A 22690-nucleotide genomic window follows, 5' to 3' on the forward strand; every position below is an offset into this window, starting at 1 on the left:
ATTTACGAAAAGCTGCTTATCGCTTGCAGGGAATTACGCGCTTCACCAGCGCGCCAATACTCATGCCCTGAACAAGAATGGAGAACACTACGACGCTATAGGTTAGCGATACCACAATATCCCGAGCATGACCCGCCGGCAGAGACAATGCTAACGCCACTGATATCCCTCCCCTTAGACCGCCCCAGGTCATCACGCTCCAGGCACCGGTAGGCAAGCGAAATCGCTTACCCAGTATCGCTATGGGAACACCGACAGTCAGCAGCCTTGCAAGCAAGGTGATCACAATGACGGCCAGTGCTGTTACAGCAAGCGAATCCGAGAAGTGAATCAACACCACCTCCAACCCAATGAGTACAAAAAGAACTGCATTAAGGATCTCGTCAATAAGCTCCCAGAACATATCGAGATTTCTTTCAGTTTGGTCCGACATTGCGTATGAGCGACCCTGATTGCCCACAATGAGCCCCATTACTACCATCGCCAGTGGTCCCGAAACGTGCAGATGGATCGCCAGGGCGTAGCTACCGAGTACAGCTGCGAGGGTGATGAGCACTTCTTCTTGATAGCTATCTATACTTTTTAGTATTCGGTAAGTGAGGTATCCCAAAATCAAGCCGACCAATGCACCGCCGCCGGCTTCCTCAACCAGCAATTGTGAAGCTCCAAGTACAGAGGGCGCGTCACCACTGACGATCATCGAGAGGATAAGCGAAAACAACACGACACTCACGCCGTCATTAAATAGGGACTCACCTGAAATTACTAGTTCAATGCTGGCGGGTGCGCCAGCAGATTTTAAAATACCCATAACTGCGATGGGGTCTGTTGGCGAGATAAGCGCGCCAAACACTAAACAGTAAGAAAGGGGTAGGGTCAACTCGGTGAGGGATAGTAGCGCCCAAAGCAAAAAACCAACAAGCAGGGTTGAAATAGCTGTCCCGATGATAGCTAACGACGCTACTTGCCATTGATAGGTACGCAACTGCGACAAGTCCACATGTAGTGCGCCGGCGAACAGCAGGAGCGATAACATGCCTTGCATTAATAGCTCAGAAAAGTCGATGGACTCCAATAATGATGTCTCGAACTTATGTAGCGCTTCAAAACCTAGGGCATCGAGCGCCATGTTCAGTATGGAAAGCGATAGCGCAATGCTCATGACACCAATGGCGGGCGGAAGCCCCACATAACGCCTGTTGAGAAACGCAAGCACTGCGGTGATGCTGAAAAATACTGCAACCGTGTCCAGCATTAGTCTAAAAACCCCAAGTCATGAACAAAATAAGCGCTCTGCGATTGGACCAAATCCATCATTTGTGCTGAAGCGTTAGTCACAGCTGAGGACAGTAACATAAACTATCGAGAACTTGCGCGGGCCGTTCATCCTTATCTGACTGGCATCGGGATCTCAGCATTAAGTATGGATTTCGTGGCAGCGGTAGGGCCATCAGAAATGACAAAATATCTCTTGGCCTGAATATTTTCTGATCCAAGCAAGGCACCATATTTTGTGGGTGCCCGCGCCCTGACCAAAGTCTCGGTTGATATTGCCCCGCAATGCTGCCCGCCACGTCCCGCACAATCTACGGCAAACCCCAAACTCACCGTATAAGGTTGCCCACGGCAGCAAGAAACTGGCCTTCGGCCAGCCTAACCTCCTGAGCAGTGATAGCGGTTTACCATTGGCCGTTCGCCGCCGCTGATCGACAACGCAGGCCCAAGAACTACCAAGAGCATGCCATGTTCGATCTCTTTTTCAGGAAGAAAGCCCCACCCTCCACGTTTCCGGTCCCCGGCAAACAGGTCTTCACACCGCCGTATGCGGGTAAAGATCTACTGGCACTTCCCCGCCGGCAGAAGCTCATCGAGAATATCTGGCAGCGGACTTCGCTGTCGCGCGTGCAATTCGCCTCGCTCTACTGCGACCCCCTCGAACGCTACGCGAACCTGGTCCAGCAGCTCCCAGCCTCTGAAAATCACCACCACGCCTATCCCGGGGGCCTGCTCGATCACGGCCTAGAGATCGTCGCCTATGCCCTGAAGATCCGGCAGAACTACCTCCTCCCCATTGGTGCACCGCCTGAGTCGCAAGCAGCACAGGCAGAGGCCTGGTCAGCTGCCGTCGCCTACGGCGCCCTGCTCCACGACCTGGGCAAGATTGCTGTCGACATCGAGGTCGTCTTTCAGGACGGCAAGCTCTGGCATCCCTGGCACGGCCGCATCGAAAGCCCCTACCGCTTCCGGTACGTCAAAGGCCGCGACTATCAGCTCCATGGCGCTGCCTCAGCACTCGTCTATTTCCAGGTTTTGCCGCCACACGTGCTGGACTGGCTCAGCGGCTACCGCGAGCTCTGGTCATCGTTGATCTTCGTCTTGGCCGGGCAATACCAGCACGCAGGTGTATTGGGGGAAATGATCGTCCAGGCTGACCAGGCGAGTGTGGCTCAGGAGCTCGGCGCGAACCCACAGCGCGCGATGGAGGCACCCAAGAATACGATCCAGCGTCAGCTGGCCGACGGGCTACGCACCCTGGTCATAGAGAAGTTCAAGCTGAACCAGCCAGATGGGCCATCGGATGGGTGGCTGACCCAGGATGCGCTATGGCTCGTCAGCAAGCCTGCCTCAGACCAGTTGCGGGCACTGATGCTCTCCCAAGGCGTAGAAGGTATTCCAACGTCGAACGCCCCATTCTTCAACCTGATCCAGGACCAGGCCATCATTCAGGTTAACGCTCAGGACAAGGCTATCTGGAGGGCAACGATCGACACCGGCCACGGCTGGAAGAACACCTTCACCTTACTCAAGGTATCCCCCGCGCTTATCTGGCCAGATCCTACAGATCGACCAGCTCCATTTACCGGCATTTTCACACTTGAGCAGCCGGAAGACACCGAGCTAGATCAGCAGCGGCCTGCACCTGCGAGCGATATCGCTAAGCCATCATATCCGATACCACAAACCGTGACGCATGTCACATCTTCACAAGAGGTGTCCTCATCCGAAACACTGCCGCCGCCCGCATTCCAGACCGGTTTGAACCCCATGGACGAGACCCTTGCACTAGCAGATGAGCTCTTCGGTGAAGCAGCTTCATTTTCAGAAATTCCAGTTTCTCAGTTGCTCCCTGACATCACCGGAAACAACTTCACTGATTGCATCGCCGAGCACCTATCTGAAGAGGCAATTCTGGCCAAGGACGCAGCTGATCTCGGCCAAGCTTTCATAGCTTGGGCGCGGCAGGGCGTGCTTTCACACACGCTGGTGATCAACGATGCCAAAGCAATGATCCACACAGTGGATGGCACTGCGTTTCTCGTCAGCCCCGGATTATTCAAGCGCTATGCCTTGGAGCATCCTCACCTACAGAGGGAAGCCGAGGCGAGAGGGATTGAAACCTGGCAGCTAGTTCAACGCGGATTTGAAAAACTCAAAACTAACCGCAAGACACCGGACAATCTCAATATATGGACATGCGAGGTCATCGGTCCGCGGAAATCCAAACTGCTCAAAGGCTATCTTTTGAAGGACCCTGGTGCAATCTTCACGCATCCACCATTCGATAACATTAGCCTGCGATTGCAGGATATGGGAGCTAGCGAAAATTGAATATCCTCGATATCGCTAGCGCATACAATGATACTCACGATCTCAGGCCAGCAACTAGAGTTATCTACCTAGCAGCAGCCCGGGCATTAAGCAGAAGATTTGGCGATGACGTCGAACTCGAAAAGCTACATCATCGAGATGTTTTGATCTGGCGCAAGGAGGCCTTGGATTCAGGCTTAGCCAAGCGCAGCTGGAACACGTACGCCAGTCATCTCAAAACGCTTTTCGGATACGCCATTTCTCAAGACCTATTGACGCTCCGTAAAAACCCCTTCACTGACACCTCTGTAGTTCCACCCAGAAAGCGGAAAAAAACTGTACCTCATGAGGCCATTACTCAGGGCCGCAACCAGCTTATCAGGCTACAAGAGATCGAACGGGTATCAGGCGAACGTAGCAGCATAACCCCAGCTTGGTTCTGGCTATCTGTCTACGAAACCTTTCACTATACCGGAATTCGCCTGAATTCTTTATTAAGTATACAGAGACGAGACGTCTGCCTAAGACGTAGAACTATTAATGTTCGAAGCGAAGGAGACAAGACTCACAAAGAGTTTCTCCTACCCATTCCTGGACCTCTTTATGAGTACATAGACCGCATTGTAGCGTGGGCAGACTCTCTGCATTTCAAAGCCACGGACCAGCTATTTAACGTTAATAGGTTCTCCTCGCATTACAGACGAGAAACTATGGATATTAATCAGATTGAGGCAATGTATAGAAAGCTGACGGCGATAGTAGGGACTCGGATGACTCCCCATCGGTTCAGGCACACCCTGGCGTCCGACCTAATGCGACAAGCGGATCGCAACATTCACGTGGCCAAGGCCCTGCTGAACCACTCGAGCATCGCTACCACGATGGAATACATAGAGACGGATCCACACCAGATGCGTCATGTCCTCGAAGAACGTGCCGATAAGGTACCGAGGAACCTGATCGCTCGAGTGGATTGCAGCGCGCGGCAATGCCAGGAACAGCGACTGGATCAACCCAGGCCACGCCCTCCCCTACCCTTTCAGCAACCAGGGAGCATCTCCGGACCCTCCACGCCAGAAGCGTTCGATCAGCTCGCAGAATGGATCAGCAATGGGACGAGACCGCTTACAGCGATAGTAAGGCGTGGATAGCTACACAGCGCAGCTGACGTACGAAATTGCGCCGAGGCCATGCAGCGCAAGGCTCAGGGCGCCAGCTGATTCAGTTTGACATCATCAAACCGCGAGGCTAGATTCCGCCACAGACGGCTGCTTGTTTAGCTGCGAGAACGCAAAAACCCTCCTTGCGGAGGGTTTCTGGTGGAGATGGTGGGTCGTGTGGGATTCGAACCTACGACCAATTGGTTAAAAGCCAACTGCTCTACCGACTGAGCTAACGACCCGTTAGTGGCCGCCATTCTAGCGATTTCCCCAGGATAATCAACACCCTAGATGAAAATTTTTACTGGTAGCGCGTAGGGTCTGGAATTCCGGCCGCCTGGAAGCCATCGGCGCGGAGGCGGCAGCTGTCGCAGCGACCGCAGGCTTCGCCTTCGGCATTGGCTTGGTAGCAGGACACGGTAAGACCATAGTCCACGCCGAGCTGGGTACCGGCATGGACGATCTGCGCCTTGGAGAGGAACTGCAGCGGTGCCTCGATCTTGAAGGTATCCCCTTCCACACCGGCCTTGGTGGCGAGATTGGCGAGGCGCTCGAAGGCTTCGACGAACTCTGGACGGCAATCCGGATAACCGGAGTAGTCCACCGCATTGACCCCGATGAAGAGGTGCCGGGCGCCCAGCACCTCGCCCCAGCCGAGCGCCAGTGACAGGAACACGGTATTGCGCGCCGGCACATAGGTGACGGGAATACCCTCCCCTGGCGTTTCCGGGACGGCGATGTCCGGATCGGTGAGCGCCGAGCCGCCGATGCCGTTGAGATCCAGGCCGATCACCTTGTGCTCGACGACACCCAGCTGGCGCGCCACACGCTCGGCGGCCTGCAGCTCGGCCCTGTGGCGCTGGCCATAGTCGAAGCTCATCGTATAGCAGGCGAAGCCCTGGGCCTTGGCCATGGCGACGATGGTGGCGGAATCCAGCCCACCGGAAAGAAGGATGACCGCTTTAGGCTGACTCATGCTCAATGTCCAGGCTCGTCGTTCCAGAGAATCTTGTGCAACTGCAGTTGGAAGCGTACCGGCAGGTTGTCGGCGACGATCCACTCCGCCAGCTCGCGTGGCACGACCTGGCCATGGCTGGGCGAGAACAGCACCTCGCCCGCGCGCTGCTCCAGACGATACTCGATCAGCTTGGAAACCGCCCAATCGTAGTCCTCGCGGGAGCAGATGACGAACTTGACCTGGTCGTTGGGCGTGAGGTGCGCCATGTTGGCATAGAGGTTACGCCCCACCTCGCCCGAGCCCGGGGTCTTGAGATCGACCACCTTGCTGACGCGCGGGTCGACGCCGCTGACGTCCAGGGCGCCGCTGGTTTCCAGCGACACCTCGTAGCCGGCGTCGCACAGGCGCTCCAGCAGCACGAGGCAGTTGGGCTGGGCCAGCGGCTCGCCGCCGGTCACGCAGATGTGGCGCGGCCGATAGCTCGCGACCTGCTCCAGGATGGCATCGAGGTGGTGTATCTCGCCGCCGGTGAAGGCATAGGCCGTGTCGCAGTACTGGCAGCGCAAGGGGCAGCCGGTGAGGCGAACGAAGACGGTGGCGAGACCGGTGGTGCGGGCTTCGCCCTGGAGCGAATAGAAGATTTCGGTAAGACGTAGGGTATCTTTTTGCATAGAAGCCACGGGCGTGACGGCTAAACAGGCCATCCGCCTCCGTTGCGGTAGATAGAAGAAAAAAGCCTGCGCTAGGGCAGGCTTTTCAGATCCCGCTGCGCCAGCTGCGCAGCGGAGGTTCCGGGATACTGGCTGATGACCTGCTGGTACATGCCCTTGGCCCGATCGGTGCGACCGAGCTTCTGCTCGACCCCACCCAATTTGTACAGCGAATCCGGCACTTTGTTGCTGGTGGGATAGGCTTGGCTGACCTTGGCGAACGCCTGGCCGGCGGCTTGCAGGTCGCCCTTGGCCAGATTCACCTCACCCAACCAGTACTGGGCATTGCCGGCGTACTGGCTGTTGGGATACTTGCGCAGGAAGGCGTTGAACGCCTGGCTGGCCTTGTCGAAATCCTTGGCTTTGATCAGATCGAAGGCAGCGTCGTAGTACAGCTTTTCCTTCGCCGGATCACCCGGTTCGCTACTGGCTGCCGGCGCTCCGGCAGCAGCGGGCGGAGTCGGCGTATTGTTGGCCGCGATGGCGCCCCCTTGGGCAGCACCTGCAGCCGCTCCAGCACCGGCACCGGCCGGAGCGGAAGAAAGCTGGGAGATACGGCCATCCAGATCCTGGTAACGATCCAACCCTTCCTGCTTGAGCTGGCGGATCTCGTTTTCCTGAACCTCGACCTGGCCACGCAGGCGAGCGATGTCGTCCTGCATCTGCTGCAACTGCATGAACAGTTGACCCATGCCGGAAACGGGAGCCCCGTTTCCGGCACTGGCCGCGCCTGAGTTGCCATAGCCCTGCCCAGCGGACTGGGTGGTGCCATAACTACCATCCTGGACGGGAACCTGAGCCCCGGCGACAACCGGTACACCGAGGGTCAGGGCGATCAAGAATTGCAGGCGCTTAGACATCGATTATTACTTCTTCAGCTCGACGCGACGGTTCTGAGCCCAGGAAGCTTCGTCGTGACCGACGGCGACCGGACGCTCTTTGCCATAGGAAACCAGTTCCAGCTGAGCCGGGGAAACGCCCTGCAGCACCAGGTAGCGCTGAACGGCCTTGGCACGACGCTCGCCCAGAGCCAGGTTGTACTCGCGGGTGCCGCGTTCGTCGGTGTTGCCTTCCAGGACGACGCGCTGGCCGCTGGCCTTCAGGTCACGAGCGTGAACGTCCAGAGCGCGCATGGCTTCCGGCTTCAGGTCGGAGCTGTCGTACTCGAAGTAGAAGGTGGTGATGGCGCGCAGAGCGGCTTCGTCGCCCATGCTGCCGTCGACGGCACCGGAGTTGGCACCGTAGCCAGCGTTCGGATCAACGGCACCGGCGCCAGCGCCAGCGCCAGCGCCTTCACCGGAGGCGTCGCCGCCCTTGGAGGAACAGCCCACGGCCACAGCCATGGCCAGAGCCAGCGCGGCGAACTTGCCGAATTTCAGCATTTCCATCATGTAACTCCTAAAAGAACCGCAATGTTGGTGTATCTAAGGACTTTTCTAATTAGCCGTCAGTTCAGGTAAGGAGACCAGGAAGGCTCGCGCACATCGCCCTGGGCGGTGGGAATAGGAATCCGGACGCGACCATTGATGGAGACAAGCATCAGTACGCCTCGGTCCTGCTGGCGGGTGGCGTAGATTAGCATGGTGCCATTGGGCGCAACAGTGGGCGAGTCGTTCAGGCTGGTGTTGGAAAGTACCCGTACAGAGCCGCGCTGGAGGTCTTGCGCCGCGATCTGGAAGTTGGTGAAACCTTCCTGGCGATGCACCATGACGAGGGTCTTTTCATCCGCCGAAAGTTTCGGGTTGGCGTTGTAGTTACCGACGAAAGTCACGCGCTCAGCACCACCGCCACTGACGCTGGTCTTGTAAATCTGCGGCTTGCCGGAACGGTCGGAAGTGAAGTAGATGGTCTGGCCATCCTTGCCCCAGAAGGGCTCGGTATCGATGGCCGAGTCATTCGTCACTCGACGAATGGCACGGGAGCCGAGATCCATCACATAGATCTCGGGATTGCCGTCCTTGGACAGCACGAACGCCAGGCGATTGCCGTCGGGCGAGAACGCCGGGGCGCCATTCAGGCCTTCGAAGTTGGTCAGCTGCTCGCGGCGGCCGGTGTCGATGTACTGCATGAAGATGCGCGGACGCTGCTGCTCGAAGGAGACATAGGCGATGCGTTTGCCGTCCGGGGCGAAGCGCGGCGACAGGATCGGCTCGCGGGACTGCAGCAGGGTGACCGCACGGGCGCCATCGTAGTCGGCACGCTGCAGGGTGTAGCGAGTATTGGTCGCGGAGAAGCGCTCGGCGGTCACATAGAGGATGCGCGTCGAGAAGGCACCCTTCACTCCGGTGAGCTTTTCATAGGCCTGGTCGGAGATGAAGTGCGCCATGTCGCGCAGCTGATCGGTGCTGCCGCCGACGTTGCCGGTCAGCACCTGCTGCTCAGTGGAGACGTTGAACAGGGCGTACTGGATCTGCAGGCGACCGCCATTGGGCACGACGCTGCCGACCAGCACGTAGTTGGCGCCCAGCGCCTTCCAGTCACGGAAGATGACTTCGCTGGCCTGGCTCGGCTGGCTGAGCATGTTCTGCCGCGGAATCGGCGAGAACACCCCGGAGTTGCGCATGTCGTCGCTGACGATATTCGCCAGGTCTTCCGGCAGCGGCTGACCACCCTGCCAGCCGAAGGGCACGACGGCGATCGGGATGGCGCGATCACTACCGCTGGAGATCACCAGCGGATCGGCCGCCTGGGCGGAGCCCACCACCAGGACCAGGCCCAGCAGGATGTAACGGATCAGGGTGTTCACAGACTCAGGTCCTCCGGTTTGAAGATCATGCGGCGCTGACGGTACAGCTGATCGAAGCTCTTGCGATCCAGCTGCTGCAGCTCACGGATACGACCGACGTTACGCACGGCCGACACCGCTGAATTATCGAATTCCTTGTTGCCACTGGAACGGGTCACGGTCGCGCCGGTGATGGTGCCATCCGGCAACATGTTGATCTGCACCTCGACGCTCATGCCGTTGCGGGCCGATTGCGGACGCGTCCACTGCTCGCTGACCAGACGCACGATCAGGTCATCGAAACTCGAAGCCACCTCGTCGCCCTGCTCATCGGCCAGCGCCTGCTGCCGCTGGGTATCATCGGACAACAGCTCGGCCAGGGCCTGCGCCTTCTTGTCTTCCGCCGCCTTGCGAGCGGCCGCCTGGGCGGCTTTCTTCTTGGCGTCGTCAGCGGCCTTCTTCTTCGCCGCTTCCGCCGCTGCCTCTTTCTTGGCAGCCTCGGCCGCAGCCTTCTGCTTGGCTTCTTCCGCGGACTTCTGCTTGGCCGCCTCTGCCGCGGCTTTCTTCGCCGCTTCGTCAGCCGCCTTCTGCTTGGCCGCTTCGTCGGCTTTCTTCTTGGCGATGTCCGCCTGTTTCTTCTGCTCGGCGGCTTGCTTGGCTTCCGCGGTCGCCTTGGCGGCCTCCGCCTGTTTCTCGGCTTCAGCCTTGGCTTCGGCGGCTTTCGCCGCCGCTTCCGCTTGCTGCGCCTTTCGAGCGTCGTCGGCTTTCTTTTGTTCCGCGGCCTGCTGCTGGGCTTCCTTCTGTTGCTGAGCCGCCTTGGCCGCCGCCGCTTCACGCTGGGCTTCCTGTTGCTGGCGGCGTTGCTCCAGCTGTTCCTGCTCGTACTGTTTGGCCGCGGTCTTCTTCGCCTCCCCGGCCAGCTTCTGCTCGGTCTGGACCTGCGCCGAGCTCTTGGATTTGAGCTGGACCAGGGTCGCCTGGACCACCGGGCGGGACTGGGGCAACTCAGGGGTGAAGGCGAAGCTGACGAACAGCAGGCCGAAGATCAGCACATGCAGGGCGACTGCCCAGATGACCGGCCAGAAATAACTTTCGGACGACGAACGCTCGCGGTGTCGCATCAGGGTGCCTCGGTAATCAACCCGACGTTGGGCACGCCGGCCTGCTGCAAGGCCCCCATGGCGCCGGCGACGACTCCATAGTTGGCGGCCTTGTCACCGCGGATGAACACCTGGGTGTCGGCCCGCTGGCGCATGATGGCGCCGACCTGCTGACTCAGTTGTGGCAAGGACACCGCGGTCTCGGACTTGGCCTTCTGGTCGGTATCCACCTCGGAACCGACGTTCCAGTAGTAGGTACCGTCGGCCTTCACCGATACGGTGAGGATCTGCTTGTCGTTGTCCTGCGGCAGGGCCTGGCTGTCGACCTTGGGCAGGTCGACCTTGACGCCCTGGTTGAGCATGGGCGCCGTCACCATGAAGATGACGAGGAGCACCAACATCACGTCGATGTAGGGCACCACGTTCATCTCGGCGACGGGCTTGCGTTTCTGGCGGCGAGGGACCATGGGATACCTCTTTATTCGTCGCTGGTGTGGACTTTGCGGTGCAGGATGGCCTGGAATTCGTCCGCAAAGGTGTAGTAGCGGTTGATCAGCATTTCCGAGCGGGCGGCGAAGCGGTTATAGGCCACGACGGCGGGAATGGCGGCGAACAGACCGATGGCGGTAGCGATCAGGGCTTCGGCGATGCCGGGCGCCACGGTGGCCAGGGTCGCCTGCTGGGCGGTGGACAGCCCGCGGAAGGAGTTCATGATGCCCCAGACGGTACCGAACAGACCCACGTAGGGGCTGGTGGAACCGACGGTGGCCAGGAACGGCAGGGCCTGCTCGAGCTTCTCTTCCTCACGGGAGATGGCCACGCGCATGGCCCGGGCGACGCCCTCCATGACCGCATCGGGATCGACCCCGGGCTGCTGGCGCAGACGGGAGAACTCCTTGAAACCGGCGCGGAAGATCTGCTCCACGCCGGAATCCGGGTCGGGATTGCTACCGGCCTGGCGATACAGCTTGGACAGGTCGATGCCCGACCAGAACTTTTCCTCGAAGGCATCCAGGGACCGCTTGGCGGCGCGCATGGCATTGCCACGCTGGATGATCATGATCCAGGACGTGACGGAGGCTGCGACCAGGATGAGCATCACCAGTTGCACCACCAGACTGGCGTTGGCGATGAGGCTCCACATGGACGTATGGTCGACGTTGGGTTGCACGCTTAATCTCCTGATTGAATAGAAGCCGGATTTCCGGCAAGAACCGTTCGCATGGTTTCGGGCATCGCCCTGGGCCTGAAGCTATCGGCACGCACACAGGCGACCGTCACCCACCCTTCGCAGAGCAGGACATCATCCTTCGCGCGTCGAACCTCTTGGTGAAACCTGAGGCTGGCGCGCTTCGCTTCGACCACCTCGGCACCGATCAGCAGTTCGTCATCCAGGCGCGCGGGCGCATGGTAGCGCGCTTCGCTGCTGTGGACGACGAAGAGCAGATTGTCCCGAGCGAGTTCGGACTGGGCATAGCCCAGCCCGCGCAATCGCTCGGTGCGGGCGCGCTCCATGAACTTGAGGTAATTGACGTAATAGACGATGCCGCCGGCATCGGTATCTTCGTAGTAGACACGACACCTGAGGACGGGCGGCGACGGGCTCCGCGGTTGCGCGTGCATACTCTAGAACCTAGCCTCGCCGTTGCCAATCAGAAATATTCGCAACTGCATTCAGTTACCATTGACCTCGAACAGATCGGGCGTACCGCCCTGGGCCAGACGAGTGGGCAGGTTGAGCCCGAAGTGCAGATAGGCATGCCGGGTGACCACCCGTCCGCGCGGCGTGCGCATGATATAGCCTTGCTGGATCAGATAGGGTTCCAGCACGTCCTCGATGGTGTGACGCTCTTCGCTGATGGCGGCGGCGAGGCTGTCCACCCCGACCGGGCCGCCGTCGAACTTGTCGATCATGGTCAGCAGCAGGCGCCGATCCTGGTGGTCGAAGCCCTGGGCATCGACGTCCAGCAGATCCAGGGCGCGACTGGCGATGTCGTGACTGATATGGCCCTTCCCGCGTACCTCGGCGAAGTCGCGCACCCGGCGCAGCAGGCGGTTGGCGATCCGCGGCGTGCCCCGCGCCCGGCGGGCGATCTCCAGGGCGCCTTCGGCTTCGATGGCGAGACCGAGGATGCCGGCCGAACGGGTGACGATGGTGGCGAGATCCGCCGTGCCGTAGAACTCCAGCCGCTGGACGATCCCGAAGCGGTCACGCAGCGGATTGGTCAGCATGCCGGCGCGGGTGGTGGCCCCGACCAGGGTGAAGGGCGGCAGATCCAGCTTGATGGAACGCGCCGCCGGGCCTTCGCCGATCATGATGTCGAGCTGGTAGTCCTCCATCGCCGGATAGAGCACCTCCTCGACGATGGGCGAGAGCCGATGGATCTCGTCGATGAACAGCACATCGCCCGCTTCCAGGTTGGTCAGCAGCGCGGCGAGATCACCCGGCCGTTCCAGCACGGGGCCGGAGGTGCTCTTCAGGGACACCCCCATTTCCTGGGCGATGATGTTGGCCAGGGTGGTCTTGCCCAGACCGGGCGGGCCGAAGATCAGGGTATGGTCGAGGGCCTCTCCCCTGCCCTTGGCGGCCTGGATGAACAGCCCCATCTGGTCGCGCACCACCGGCTGGCCGATGTAGTCCGCCAGGCGCACCGGGCGGATGGCGCGGTCCTGGAATTCCTCGCGGTCGCGGCCACCGGCCGAGATGAGACGATCGGTTTCTATCATGGGTCAGACCATGCCCTTCAGGGCGCGACGGATGAGTTCCTCGCTGGAAAGGTCTTCCCCTTCCACGGCGGCGACGGCGCGACTGGCCTCCTGGGGCTTGAAGCCCAGGGCCACCAGGGCGCTGACGGCGTCGGCTTCGGCGCTGACGGCAGTGGGCGCCTGGTTCGGTAATACCAGGGGGGCGATGGCGGGCAGGTTTTCCCAGGCCTTGAATCTGTCCTTGAGCTCGACCAGCAGGCGCTCGGCGGTCTTCTTGCCGACCCCGGGTACCTTGACCAGGACGGAGGTGTCCTGGGCTTGCACACAGCGAACCAATTCATCCACCTCGAGACTGGACATCAACGCCAGGGCCAGCTTGGGGCCGACACCGTTGAGCCGGATCAGCTCGCGAAACAGCTCACGCTCGCGTTTTTCCCCGAACCCGTACAGCAGGTGCGCATCTTCCCGTACCACGAGGTGGGTATGCAATGTGACGACCTCGCCCTGGGCGGGCAGCCGATAAAGGGTCGTCATGGGCACTTCGACCTCGTAGCCGACTCCACCCACGTCGAGCAGGAGATGGGGCGGCTGTTTTTCCGCCAGGGTGCCACGTAGACGACCGATCACAGGGATACCTTCCTAAACCTTGGAGCGAGATGTTTGAGCGGAGCAGACTAGAGACGCAGGCGACCACCGCGCCGCCGGGTCGCCAGCAGGCCATGGGGCACCAGGCTCTGCCGGGTGTGGGCATGGCAAAGGGCGATGGCCAGGGCATCGGAGGCGTCGATCTGCGGCTTCTCGGTCAGCCGGAGCAGGTGCATGACCATCAGCATCACCTGCTGCTTGTCCGCTCCGCCGTTGCCGACCACCGCCTGCTTGACCTGGCTGGCGGTGTATTCGCAGATCTCCAGTCCACCCTCGGTACCGGCGACGATGGCCGCGCCGCGGGCCTGGCCCAGCTTGAGCGCCGAGTCGGCGTTGCGCGCCATGAACACCTGCTCGATGCCCATGGTCACCGGCCCGTACTGGGCGATGACGTCGCGCACGCCGCGATAGACGATCTGCAGCCGTTCCGGCAGCGGGCCATTGCCGGTGCGGATGCAACCGGAGGCGACGTATTCGCAGCCGCGCCCGGTATCGCGCACCACGCCGAAGCCGGTCAGCCGGGAACCGGGGTCGATCCCCAGGACCAGTGTACCGGCGGCATCCGGCGGCAGGCGCTCGTAGAGGGACATCAGCCCAGCTGCGCCATGACGTCGTCGGGGATGTCGGCGTTGGAATAGACGTTCTGCACGTCGTCCAGGTCTTCGAGCATGTCGATCAGCTTGAGCACCTTCTGCGCCGTTTCCAGATCCAGGGTCGCGGAGGTCGAAGGGATCATGGTCACCTCGGCCTCGTCGGCCTTGTAGCCAGCGGCGGTCAGGGCTTCGTTGACGGCGATGAAGTCGGCGAAGCTGGTGAAGACGTCGATGGAGCCATCGTCGTTGGCCACCACGTCGTCGGCACCGGCTTCCAGGGCCGCTTCGATCAGGGCGTCCTCGTCCAGGCCGGGCGCATAGCTGATCTGGCCCTTGCGCTCGAACAGGTAGGCGACGGAGCCGTCGGTGCCCAGGTTGCCACCGCACTTGTTGAAGGCGTGGCGGACTTCGGCCGCGGTGCGGTTGCGGTTGTCGGTCATGGCCTCGACGATGATGGCGACGCCGCTCGGGGCATAGCCTTCGTAGGTCAGTTCCTCGACGTTCTCGCCTTCGCCAGCGCCCACGCCACGGGCGATGGCCCGGTCGATGGTGTCGCGGGTCATGTTGGCGGTGAGCGCCTTGTCCACCGCCAGACGCAGGCGGGGGTTGTCCGCCGGCACGCCGCCGCCCTGGCGCGCGGCCACGGTCAGTTCACGGATAATCTTGGTGAAGATCTTGCCTTTCTTGGCGTCCTGGCGCTCTTTGCGGTGCTTGATGTTGGCCCATTTGGAATGACCGGCCATGAGCTACTCCACTGTCTTGACGAAGACTGCGCCCGACGACGAGGGCCGCGGCGCAGTGAAACGAAGGAAACGGAAGGCACCCACCCGGGCCGCCCTCCTCCGGTAAGGCTTATTCCGCCTTGGGCTGCTCGCGCAGGCGGATGTGCAACTCGCGCAGGGCCTTGGCGTCGACCGCGCCGGGCGCCTGGGTCATGACGTCGGCGGCGCTCTGGGTCTTCGGGAAGGCGATGACTTCGCGAATGGACGAGGCACCGGTCATCAGCATGACCAGGCGATCCAGGCCGAAGGCCAGGCCACCATGGGGCGGGGCGCCGAACTTGAGGGCGTCCAGCAGGAAGCCGAACTTCTCTTCCTGTTCCGCTTCGCTGATCCCCAGCACCTCGAAGACGGCCTGCTGCATCTTCTTGTCGTGGATACGGATGGAACCGCCGCCCAGCTCGGTGCCGTTGAGCACCATGTCGTAGGCGCGCGACAGCGCGGCACCGGGGTTGGCCTTGAGCTCGTCCGGGCTGCACTTGGGCGAGGTGAAGGGGTGGTGCATGGCGGTCAGGCTGCCGTCGTCGTTTTCCTCGAACATCGGGAAGTCGACCACCCACAGCGGCGCCCACTCGCAGGTCAGCAGCTTCAGGTCGTGGCCGAGCTTGATGCGCAGCGCGCCCAGGGCCTCGGAGACGATCTTGGTCTTGTCCGCACCGAAGAAGACGATATCGCCGTCGACCGCACCGACGCGGTCGAGGATGACGTTGATGTTGTCCAGCGGGATGTTCTTGACGATCGGCGACTGCAGGCCTTCGACGCCGGCGGCGCGCTCGTTGACCTTGATGTAGGCCAGGCCCTTGGCGCCGTAGATGCCGACGAACTTGGTGTAGTCGTCGATCTGCTTGCGCGGCATGCTCGCCCCGCCCGGTACGCGCAGGGCGGCGACGCGGCACTTGGGATCGTTGGCCGGACCGGCGAAGACCTTGAAGTCGACGTCCTTGAGCTGGTCTTCCACGTCCACCAGTTCCAGTGGGATGCGCAGGTCCGGCTTGTCCGAGCCGAAGCGACGCATGGCCTCGGCCAGGGTCATGTGCGGCAGTTCGCCGAACTCGACGTCCAGCACTTCCTTGAACAGGTTGCGCACCATGGTCTCGGTGATGTCCATGATGTCTTGTTCATCGAGGAAGCTGGTCTCGATATCGATCTGGGTGAATTCCGGCTGGCGGTCGGCGCGCAGGTCCTCGTCGCGGAAGCACTTGGCGATCTGGTAGTAGCGGTCGAAGCCGGCGACCATCAGCAGCTGCTTGAACAGCTGGGGCGACTGCGGCAGGGCGAAGAAGCTGCCGGGATGGGTGCGGCTGGGCACCAGGTAGTCGCGGGCGCCCTCGGGGGTGGCACGGGTCAGGATCGGCGTCTCGACATCGAGGAAGCCGCTCTCGTCCAGGTAGCGGCGGATGCTGGAGGTGATGCGCGAGCGCAGCTTGAGCTTCTCGGCCATCTCCGGGCGACGCAGGTCGATGAAGCGGTAGCGCAGGCGGGTTTCCTCGCCGACGTCGGTGTATTCATTGAGCGGGAACGGCGGGGTTTCCGCCTCGTTGAGCACGTCCAGCTCGTAGCCCAGCACCTCGATGGCGCCGGACGCCATGTTGGCGTTGCGCGCGCCTTCGGGACGCAGGCGCACCTTGCCGGTGATCTTGACCACGTACTCGCTGCGCACCCGGTCGGCCTTGGCGAAGGTCGCGGCGCGATCCGGATCGAACACCACCTGGGCCAGGCCTTCGCGATCGCGGATGTCGAGGAAGATGACCCCGCCGTGGTCACGGCGGCGGTGGACCCAACCGCAGAGGGTGATTTCCTGGCCGTCCAGGCTCTCGTTCAACTGGCCGCAATAGTGGCTGCGCATCATGATGGTGTTTTCGCTTCTCTAGAACAGGCTGAATGCGTGGAGGCGCCGGGCCGGCAAGACCGGGCGCTCGACTGAACGGGAGATTCTATATCATTCCGTATCATTGTACCGAACATCACAGTGCCACTTACGACACAACCACTGGCTAAACGGCCAGCGGTTCTGTGATAGCCTCGACCCCCTTCGCAACCGACGCACAAGGAGCCGTCAGCATGGAAATCAACATCGGAATCGCCGAACAGGATCGCGCCGAGATCGCCGAGGGCCTGTCGCGCCTCCTGGCCGACACCTACACCCTGTATCTGAAGACCCACAACTTCCACTGGAACGTCACCGGGCCGATGTTCAACACCCTGCACCTGATGTTCGAGACCCAGTACACCGAGCTGGCCGTGGCGGTGGACGACATCGCCGAGCGCATTCGCGCCCTGGGCTTCCCGGCGCCGGGCACCTATGCCGCCTACGCACGCCTGTCGAGCATCAAGGAAGAGGAAGGGGTACCGGACGCCCAGGAGATGATCCGCCTGCTGGTGCAGGGCCAGGAAGCCGTGGTGCGCACCGCGCGGGGCATCTTCCCGCTGCTGGACAAGGTCAACGACGAACCCACCGCCGACCTGCTGACCCAGCGCATGCAGACCCACGAGAAGACCGCCTGGATGCTGCGCAGCCTGCTCGCCGCCTGAGTCGCCGCGCCGTCGCGGACCACGTGCCGCGACGGCGCCACGATTGAGTGCCCCTCACCTTTTGGGTTTAATAAGAACGCGCGTTCCGCGCCGGGTCATTCCGCTGTCGGTCTTCATCCCGGCAGTTTCGGCAGACCCGTGTTCTTGACCCCAAGGTGATTTCACATTGAACACGTTATCTACTGTCCATGTCGTGGTGGGCGCAGCCGCGCTCCTGTTATCGGCTATTCCCGGACTGCAGTCCGACACCTCGTCCTTCGATCAACCCGAGTCCATCCATCTGGCCCTGCTGGGTCTCGCCACCCTCCTCTTCACGCCCTTCTCCCGCAGCCGCAGCAGCGGCGTGCAGAAGCTCGCCAGCGCCCTGCTGGTGATCGCCGTCGTGATGCAGACCTTCATCCTGCTCGCCCCGCTCTCCCACATCGGTGGCCTGCCCGCCGAACTGCTGCCCCTGGGACTGACCCTGGTCGCCGCCCTGGCCAGCCTGCCGGAAAAGTTTCGTGCTCCGGCCGGCACCGCGACGGCTGCCGAGGTGGAGAATCGCCCGCGCCCGGTGGCTCGCCCCGCCGCGACCGTCGCCGCCCCGGCACGGCCGCTGGCCGACGACCGCGAGCGCGGCACGGTGAAGTGGTTCAACACCTCCAAGGGCTTCGGCTTCATCTCCCGCGACACCGGCGACGATATCTTCGTGCACTTCCGCGCGATCCGTGGCGAAGGCCATCGGGTGCTGATGGAAGGCCAGCGCGTGGAGTTCTCGGTGATCCAGCGCGACAAGGGTCTGCAGGCCGAAGACGTGGTCATCGCGGCCTGATCCTGCCGGCAAAAACAAAGGCCGCCCTCGGGCGGCCTTTGTTTTGGGACGAGAGTCCTCGGGCGGCAGTTACTGACGCTGGGCCGCGGCGGCCTTGCTGTCGGTCATGCCGGTGGTGTTGCCGAGCAGGCTGGCGGTAGCGGTCTGGATGAAGGCCTCCAGGCGCTTCTGCAGCTCGGGCACGCTGGCATCACCCTTGACCACCTCGCCGCCGGCCTCGGTACCTAGGTGGTAGCGATAGAGCACGGCATCGCGGTCGCGTGGCTTGACCAGGATGCGGTCACCGGTCACCAGGGCGACGGTCTGGTCGCTGCCCGAGGGCTTGATCACGGCGACGCCCTGGTCGCCCTGGGGCAGGCCGAGCAGGTCGCGGCCCCAGCATTGGTGCTGGGTCGGCTGGCCAAAGCGGGCCAGGACGGTGGGTACCACGTCGATCTGGCTGCCCACGGTGTCGCGACGGGGCCCGAAGGTTTCCTGCACGCCCGGACCGATCAGCAGCAAGGGCACGTTGAAGCGCGACAGGTCCATCTCGGTGATCTGCTCGTTGTTGCCGAAACCGTGGTCGCCGAGGATGACGAACAGGGTGTTCTGGTACCAGGGCTCTTTCTTCACCTTGGCGAAGAATTGCCCCAGCGACCAGTCGGCGTAGCGCATGGCGGTGAGGTGCTCGTCGAGGGAACCGTGCCCGGTGACCGGGGTGACCGGCAGGTCCTTGGGCAGCGCATAGGGCGTGTGGTTGGACAGGGTCTGCAGCAGCGCATAGAAGGGCTTGCCGTCCGGCGCCTTGGCCAGCTTGTCCAGCTCCTGCACCGAGCGATCGAACATGTCCTGGTCGGAAACGCCCCAGGTCGGGTCCATGAACACCGGATTCACGAAGTCCTCACGTCCGACGAAACTGGTCATGCCCTGGTTGCTGAAGAAGCCGGACTGGTTGTCCCACTGGAAATTGCCGTTGTAGACGTAGACGTCGTCGAAGCCGCGGGTGCTGAGCAGCTGCGGCAGGCCGGAGAACTGGTGGGCACCCTCGGGCGTGCGCATCAGGTACTCGAAGGCCGGCAGGTTGGGGAAGCAGGCCATGGTGGCGAACATGCCCTGGTGTGTATGGGTGCCGTTGGAAAAGAAGCGGGTAAACAGGGTGCCCTGCTTGGCCAGGGCATCGAAGTTCGGCGTGATGCCGTCCTGATTGCCAAGGGCGCCGATGTAGCGCCCGGCCATGCTTTCCATGAGGATCACCACCACGTTGCGCACCTGGGGCAACTTGCCTTCGGCGGGCGGGGTGTAGACCCGGCGGATGGCGGCCTTGTCGGCATCGATCAGCTCATCGCGCGGGGTCAGTAGCGTCTGCCGGGTGACGGCCAGGGCCTCGGCGGCCGGCATGGTCGCCTTCCAGCTGTTGTCGCGGTGATCGGAGAAGCTGTTCTCGGCGGCATTGATCAGGGTCAGGGTGCCGTTCAGGCCGAGGTGGTTGGCGAACATCGAATCCGTGGTGTAGGCATCGCCCCAGCGCAGCGGCGGACCGGATCTCAGGGTGCCGCGGGCGGCGATCACCGCCACCACCAGGCACAGCAGGAACACCGCGCCGCGGCGATACCAGGGCGCCGGCCGCGCCGGCACATGGCGGCGGGTGGCCCGCTCGATACCGAAGAACACCAGGCCCAGCAGCAGGGTCGCCACGGCCCAGGCCAGCAGCAGGCGCACCACCGGGAAGCCGTTCCAGATCATGCTGGTAACGGTGTGCAGGTCTTCCTGCAGGTATTGGAACACCAGGCTGTTCAGTCGCTGGTGGAATTCCCGATAGAAGTTCAGTTCGGCCACGCCCAGCAGCAGGCAGAGGCTCGCCGCCAGGGTGAACCAGCCAGCCTGGAGCCGCCGCGCGGCCATGGCCCGGACGCTGACCAGACAAAGCAGCGAGGGCACACAGAGATAGACCACCAGGCGCAGATCGAAGCGCGCGCCGTTGAAAAAGGCTTCGGCGAAGGTGGCGAATGGCGAGGCGCCGATCAGATCGGTGTTGTAGCCCAGCAGCGCCAGGCGCAGCAGGGAGAACATGACCATCAGCGCCAGGCCGCAGCCCAGGACGAAACTCAGGTGGCTGCCCAGCGTCGGCAGGGGCCGGACGCCTGCGGCGCGTGGGGATTGCGGGACTTCCGTTGGCGACATGAAAACACCTTGTCAAAGGGAGCGAGGATTCGCAGCGGTGGCGAGGCCGCTCGGGATCGGCGAGCCAGAGGCCCGAGCGCATTGGCAGGCGGTGGAGTTTAACCGTCCAACGGCGTCGCGCCAGCCTGGCAAGCCGGTGAATGGCCGAAGCGAGACCTCCGCCGCGCCGGCGGTCGCCCAGCCTGCGCCAGGGATCGTCAAAAATTCGTCAAACGCTGCTCTGCCGGCGACCTCGGCGCAGGCATGGGCGGCAGCCGCCGCTTGCAGTAAAATTGCCGCCCCTCCACCGCTCCAGCGCCGTATTCAGGATGCCCCATGGCTCACCGTGACGCTCTGCAGGTGCTTCGCACCTACCTGACCAGCCAGATCCTCGGCCAGGAAACCCTGGTGGAGCGCCTGCTCATCGCGGTGCTGGCGGATGGTCACCTGCTGGTGGAGGGTGCCCCGGGGCTAGCCAAGACCAAGGCCATCAAGGACCTGGCGGAAGGCCTGGAGGCGGATTTCCATCGCATCCAGTTCACCCCCGACCTGCTGCCGGCCGACATCACCGGCACCGAGATCTATCGGCCCGACACCGCGAGCTTCTCCTTCCAGCAGGGACCGATCTTCCACAACCTGGTGCTGGCCGACGAGATCAACCGGGCGCCGGCCAAGGTCCAGTCCGCGCTGCTGGAGGCCATGGCCGAGCGCCAGGTGAGCATCGGCCGTACCTCCTACGCCCTGCCCGACCTCTTCCTGGTGATGGCCACCCAGAATCCCATCGAGCAGGAAGGCACCTATCCCCTTCCCGAGGCTCAGCTCGATCGCTTCCTGATGCACGTCAAGATCGGCTACCCGGACGCCGCGGTGGAGCGCCGCATCCTGGCCCAGGCCCGGGGCGAGGCCCTGGACGGTGAAACCCTGCCGACCCAGCGCGTCACCCAGGCCGCCATCAACGCGGCGCGGCGCGAGGTCCTCGGGCTGTACATGGCCGACGCCGTGGAGGAGTACCTGATCCAGCTGATCATGGCGACCCGCACCCCGGGCCGCTTCGACCAGGACCTGGCGCACTGGATCACCTACGGCGCCAGTCCGCGCGGCTCCATCGCCCTGGATCGCTGCGCCCGGGCCCACGCCTGGCTGGCCGGGCGGGATTTCGTCAGTCCGGAGGACATCCAGGCGGTGGTTTTCGACGTGCTCCGCCATCGCATCATCCTGTCCTTCGAGGCGGAAGCCGCCGGCATCGACCATGACCGGGTGGTGCAACGCATCCTCGATCTGGTGGCCGTGGCCTGAGATGGCCGAGCGCAACGGTGTGACCCTGGGCCTGGCCGAGCTCATCGAGATGCGCCACCGGGTGGTCGAGGTGCAGCTGTTTTCCGCCGCCGGCCGACGCAGCCCGCTGATCGGCCTGCACCACTCGCGCCTGCGCGGTCGCGGCGTGGACTTCGACCAGGTCCGCGCCTATCAGCCGGGCGACGACGTGCGGGCCATCGACTGGCGGGTCACCGCCCGCACCCGCGAGCCCCATACCAAGCTGTTCCACGAAGAACGCGAGCGCCCGGTCTATCTGCTGCTGGAGCAGAGCCCGCGCACCTTCTTCGGCACCCGCCAGCAATTCAAGTCGGTCCTGGCCGGCCGCCTCGCCGCCCTGATCGGCTGGGCGGTGCTGGAGCACAACGACCGCATCGGCGGCATGATCTTCGGCGGCGAGCGCCTGCACGAGGTACGGCCAAGGCGCAGCAAGCAGAATCTGCTGCGCTTCTTCGACCATCTGCTCAACGCCAACCGGGCGCTGCAGGATCCGGCCCTGGCCCAGGTGCCGCGCATCAGTTTCAACCAGGTCCTGCGGCGTGCCCGCGAGGTACTGCGCCCCGGCAGCCTGGCCCTGGTGATCTGCGACGAGCGCAGCCTGGATGTGGCGACCGAACAGCATCTCACCCTGCTCTCCCGGCACAGCGACCTGGTACTGCTGCCACTCTCCGACCCCCTCGACCATGAATTGCCGCAGGCTGGCCTGCTGCGCTTCACCAGCGGCCAGGCCGAGGTCGAGCTGGACACCGACCGCGCCGACGTGCGCCAGGGGTACGCCGAACAGGCGGCGCAACGCCGCGAACGCTGGACGCAGCTCAGCCTGCGCCTGGGCATTCCGCTGTTGCCGCTGTCCACGGCGGACGATCTGGTCGAGCAGTTGCGCCATCTGCTGCGCCAGCACCGGCCGGGGTATACCTCGTGACTCCCGGC

22 protein-coding genes, 1 tRNA gene and 1 pseudogene are annotated in these 22690 nt (G+C 62.6%); 7 read left to right on the forward strand and 17 right to left on the reverse strand.

The features are described 5' to 3' along the window. Window positions 1–16 precede the first annotated feature (16 nt). On the reverse strand, window positions 17–1255 hold the full coding sequence (locus tag ACYJP6_RS18235; protein WP_459476525.1) for a cation:proton antiporter: 1239 nt from the start codon (window positions 1253–1255) through the stop codon (window positions 17–19). Window positions 1256–1743: 488 nt separating this feature from the next. Between ACYJP6_RS18235 and mobH the strand changes: the two genes are divergently transcribed. Both mobH and ACYJP6_RS18245 read left to right on the forward strand, forming a co-directional pair. Continuing rightward, window positions 1744–3609: a MobH family relaxase gene (mobH, locus tag ACYJP6_RS18240; RefSeq protein WP_459476526.1), complete on the forward strand. Its 1866-nt coding sequence runs from the start codon at window positions 1744–1746 to the stop codon at window positions 3607–3609. A gap of 251 nt (window positions 3610–3860) precedes the next feature. Beyond that, the gene (locus tag ACYJP6_RS18245; protein ID WP_459476877.1) at window positions 3861–4739 is read left to right on the forward strand and encodes a site-specific integrase; all 879 of its coding nucleotides are present in this window, start codon (window positions 3861–3863) and stop codon (window positions 4737–4739) included. 175 nt (window positions 4740–4914) lie between these two features. Here the strand turns inward: ACYJP6_RS18245 and ACYJP6_RS18250 are convergent. From ACYJP6_RS18250 to aspS, 15 genes are all read right to left on the reverse strand, one after another. Beyond that, window positions 4915–4990 (reverse strand) — tRNA-Lys (locus tag ACYJP6_RS18250). Between the two features lie 59 nt (window positions 4991–5049). Then, window positions 5050–5724: a 7-cyano-7-deazaguanine synthase QueC gene (gene queC, locus ACYJP6_RS18255; RefSeq protein WP_459476528.1), complete on the reverse strand. Its 675-nt coding sequence runs from the start codon at window positions 5722–5724 to the stop codon at window positions 5050–5052. A gap of 2 nt (window positions 5725–5726) precedes the next feature. After that, a complete protein-coding gene (gene queE / locus ACYJP6_RS18260) occupies window positions 5727–6377 on the reverse strand; it encodes a 7-carboxy-7-deazaguanine synthase QueE (protein WP_459476530.1) in 651 nt (216 codons plus the stop codon). 71 nt (window positions 6378–6448) lie between these two features. Beyond that, entirely contained in the window at window positions 6449–7276 is an 828-nt protein-coding gene (gene ybgF / locus ACYJP6_RS18265; RefSeq protein ID WP_459476533.1) for a tol-pal system protein YbgF, read from the reverse strand. 6 nt (window positions 7277–7282) lie between these two features. After that, on the reverse strand, window positions 7283–7804 hold the full coding sequence (gene pal / locus ACYJP6_RS18270; protein WP_007160328.1) for a peptidoglycan-associated lipoprotein Pal: 522 nt from the start codon (window positions 7802–7804) through the stop codon (window positions 7283–7285). A 59-nt stretch (window positions 7805–7863) separates the two neighbouring features. Next, window positions 7864–9162, reverse strand: coding sequence for a Tol-Pal system beta propeller repeat protein TolB (gene tolB / locus ACYJP6_RS18275; protein WP_459476536.1), 1299 nt, complete (start codon window positions 9160–9162; stop codon window positions 7864–7866). Then, complete coding sequence (gene tolA, locus ACYJP6_RS18280; protein ID WP_459476538.1) at window positions 9159–10262, reverse strand: cell envelope integrity protein TolA; 1104 nt, start codon at window positions 10260–10262, stop codon at window positions 9159–9161. Before tolA ends, tolB begins: the two co-directional genes overlap by 4 nt. Then, window positions 10262–10708 (reverse strand): protein TolR, encoded by a 447-nt coding sequence (tolR, locus tag ACYJP6_RS18285; protein WP_145010022.1) that lies wholly within the window; start codon window positions 10706–10708, stop codon window positions 10262–10264. The genes tolA and tolR overlap by 1 nt, the downstream gene beginning before the upstream one ends. 11 nt (window positions 10709–10719) lie before the next feature. Beyond that, window positions 10720–11412: a protein TolQ gene (gene tolQ, locus ACYJP6_RS18290; protein ID WP_132832092.1), complete on the reverse strand. Its 693-nt coding sequence runs from the start codon at window positions 11410–11412 to the stop codon at window positions 10720–10722. A 2-nt stretch (window positions 11413–11414) separates the two neighbouring features. Then, complete coding sequence (ybgC, locus tag ACYJP6_RS18295) at window positions 11415–11864, reverse strand: tol-pal system-associated acyl-CoA thioesterase (protein ID WP_459476541.1); 450 nt, start codon at window positions 11862–11864, stop codon at window positions 11415–11417. 51 nt (window positions 11865–11915) lie between these two features. Beyond that, on the reverse strand, window positions 11916–12968 hold the full coding sequence (gene ruvB / locus ACYJP6_RS18300; protein ID WP_459476543.1) for a Holliday junction branch migration DNA helicase RuvB: 1053 nt from the start codon (window positions 12966–12968) through the stop codon (window positions 11916–11918). Window positions 12969–12971: 3 nt separating this feature from the next. After that, complete coding sequence (gene ruvA, locus ACYJP6_RS18305; RefSeq protein WP_459476545.1) at window positions 12972–13574, reverse strand: Holliday junction branch migration protein RuvA; 603 nt, start codon at window positions 13572–13574, stop codon at window positions 12972–12974. A 47-nt stretch (window positions 13575–13621) separates the two neighbouring features. Continuing rightward, window positions 13622–14182 carry a crossover junction endodeoxyribonuclease RuvC gene (gene ruvC / locus ACYJP6_RS18310; RefSeq protein WP_459476547.1) on the reverse strand — a complete coding sequence of 187 codons (561 nt, stop codon included), beginning with the start codon at window positions 14180–14182 and terminating at the stop codon, window positions 13622–13624. Next, complete coding sequence (locus ACYJP6_RS18315) at window positions 14182–14928, reverse strand: YebC/PmpR family DNA-binding transcriptional regulator (RefSeq protein ID WP_459476549.1); 747 nt, start codon at window positions 14926–14928, stop codon at window positions 14182–14184. Before ACYJP6_RS18315 ends, ruvC begins: the two co-directional genes overlap by 1 nt. Before the next feature lie 109 nt (window positions 14929–15037). Next, window positions 15038–16813, reverse strand: coding sequence for an aspartate--tRNA ligase (aspS, locus tag ACYJP6_RS18320; protein WP_459476551.1), 1776 nt, complete (start codon window positions 16811–16813; stop codon window positions 15038–15040). Between the two features lie 212 nt (window positions 16814–17025). Between aspS and ACYJP6_RS18325 the strand changes: the two genes are divergently transcribed. From ACYJP6_RS18325 to ACYJP6_RS18335, 3 genes and pseudogenes are all read left to right on the forward strand, one after another. After that, entirely contained in the window at window positions 17026–17496 is a 471-nt protein-coding gene (locus ACYJP6_RS18325; protein ID WP_459476553.1) for a Dps family protein, read from the forward strand. A 166-nt stretch (window positions 17497–17662) separates the two neighbouring features. Next, window positions 17663–17971: pseudogene (locus tag ACYJP6_RS18330) on the forward strand (cold shock domain-containing protein membrane protein); the annotation flags it as partial. Window positions 17972–18091: 120 nt separating this feature from the next. Further along, on the forward strand, window positions 18092–18307 hold the full coding sequence (locus ACYJP6_RS18335; RefSeq protein WP_160923550.1) for a cold shock domain-containing protein: 216 nt from the start codon (window positions 18092–18094) through the stop codon (window positions 18305–18307). A 69-nt stretch (window positions 18308–18376) separates the two neighbouring features. Here the strand turns inward: ACYJP6_RS18335 and ACYJP6_RS18340 are convergent, their stop codons facing one another. After that, window positions 18377–20467 carry an LTA synthase family protein gene (locus ACYJP6_RS18340; protein WP_459476555.1) on the reverse strand — a complete coding sequence of 697 codons (2091 nt, stop codon included), beginning with the start codon at window positions 20465–20467 and terminating at the stop codon, window positions 18377–18379. A gap of 315 nt (window positions 20468–20782) precedes the next feature. On the opposite strand from ACYJP6_RS18340, the gene ACYJP6_RS18345 reads away from it, so the two are divergent. Continuing rightward, window positions 20783–21742, forward strand: a complete 960-nt coding sequence (locus tag ACYJP6_RS18345; protein WP_145010049.1) for an AAA family ATPase — start codon at window positions 20783–20785, stop codon at window positions 21740–21742. A 1-nt stretch (window position 21743) separates the two neighbouring features. Further along, window positions 21744–22682 (forward strand): DUF58 domain-containing protein, encoded by a 939-nt coding sequence (locus ACYJP6_RS18350; RefSeq protein WP_459476557.1) that lies wholly within the window; start codon window positions 21744–21746, stop codon window positions 22680–22682. Window positions 22683–22690: the final 8 nt, after the last annotated feature.

The sequence above is a fragment of the Pseudomonas sp. No.117 genome (genome assembly GCF_054558395.1).

Bases quoted from the DNA above. Each gene is read 5' to 3' on its own strand.
- ACYJP6_RS18235 (WP_459476525.1), bottom strand. From the start codon at position 1,255: ATGCTGGACACGGTTGCAGTATTTTTCAGCATCACCGCAGTGCTTGCG.
- mobH (WP_459476526.1), top strand. From the start codon at position 1,744: ATGTTCGATCTCTTTTTCAGGAAGAAAGCCCCACCCTCCACGTTTCCG.
- queC (WP_459476528.1), bottom strand. From the start codon at position 5,724: ATGAGTCAGCCTAAAGCGGTCATCCTTCTTTCCGGTGGGCTGGATTCC.
- queE (WP_459476530.1), bottom strand. From the start codon at position 6,377: ATGCAAAAAGATACCCTACGTCTTACCGAAATCTTCTATTCGCTCCAG.
- ybgF (WP_459476533.1), bottom strand. From the start codon at position 7,276: ATGTCTAAGCGCCTGCAATTCTTGATCGCCCTGACCCTCGGTGTACCG.
- pal (WP_007160328.1), bottom strand. From the start codon at position 7,804: ATGGAAATGCTGAAATTCGGCAAGTTCGCCGCGCTGGCTCTGGCCATG.
- tolA (WP_459476538.1), bottom strand. From the start codon at position 10,262: ATGCGACACCGCGAGCGTTCGTCGTCCGAAAGTTATTTCTGGCCGGTC.
- tolR (WP_145010022.1), bottom strand. From the start codon at position 10,708: ATGGTCCCTCGCCGCCAGAAACGCAAGCCCGTCGCCGAGATGAACGTG.
- ybgC (WP_459476541.1), bottom strand. From the start codon at position 11,864: ATGCACGCGCAACCGCGGAGCCCGTCGCCGCCCGTCCTCAGGTGTCGT.
- ruvB (WP_459476543.1), bottom strand. From the start codon at position 12,968: ATGATAGAAACCGATCGTCTCATCTCGGCCGGTGGCCGCGACCGCGAG.
- ruvC (WP_459476547.1), bottom strand. From the start codon at position 14,182: ATGTCCCTCTACGAGCGCCTGCCGCCGGATGCCGCCGGTACACTGGTC.
- ACYJP6_RS18315 (WP_459476549.1), bottom strand. From the start codon at position 14,928: ATGGCCGGTCATTCCAAATGGGCCAACATCAAGCACCGCAAAGAGCGC.
- aspS (WP_459476551.1), bottom strand. From the start codon at position 16,813: ATGATGCGCAGCCACTATTGCGGCCAGTTGAACGAGAGCCTGGACGGC.
- ACYJP6_RS18325 (WP_459476553.1), top strand. From the start codon at position 17,026: ATGGAAATCAACATCGGAATCGCCGAACAGGATCGCGCCGAGATCGCC.
- ACYJP6_RS18340 (WP_459476555.1), bottom strand. From the start codon at position 20,467: ATGTCGCCAACGGAAGTCCCGCAATCCCCACGCGCCGCAGGCGTCCGG.
- ACYJP6_RS18345 (WP_145010049.1), top strand. From the start codon at position 20,783: ATGGCTCACCGTGACGCTCTGCAGGTGCTTCGCACCTACCTGACCAGC.
- ACYJP6_RS18350 (WP_459476557.1), top strand. From the start codon at position 21,744: ATGGCCGAGCGCAACGGTGTGACCCTGGGCCTGGCCGAGCTCATCGAG.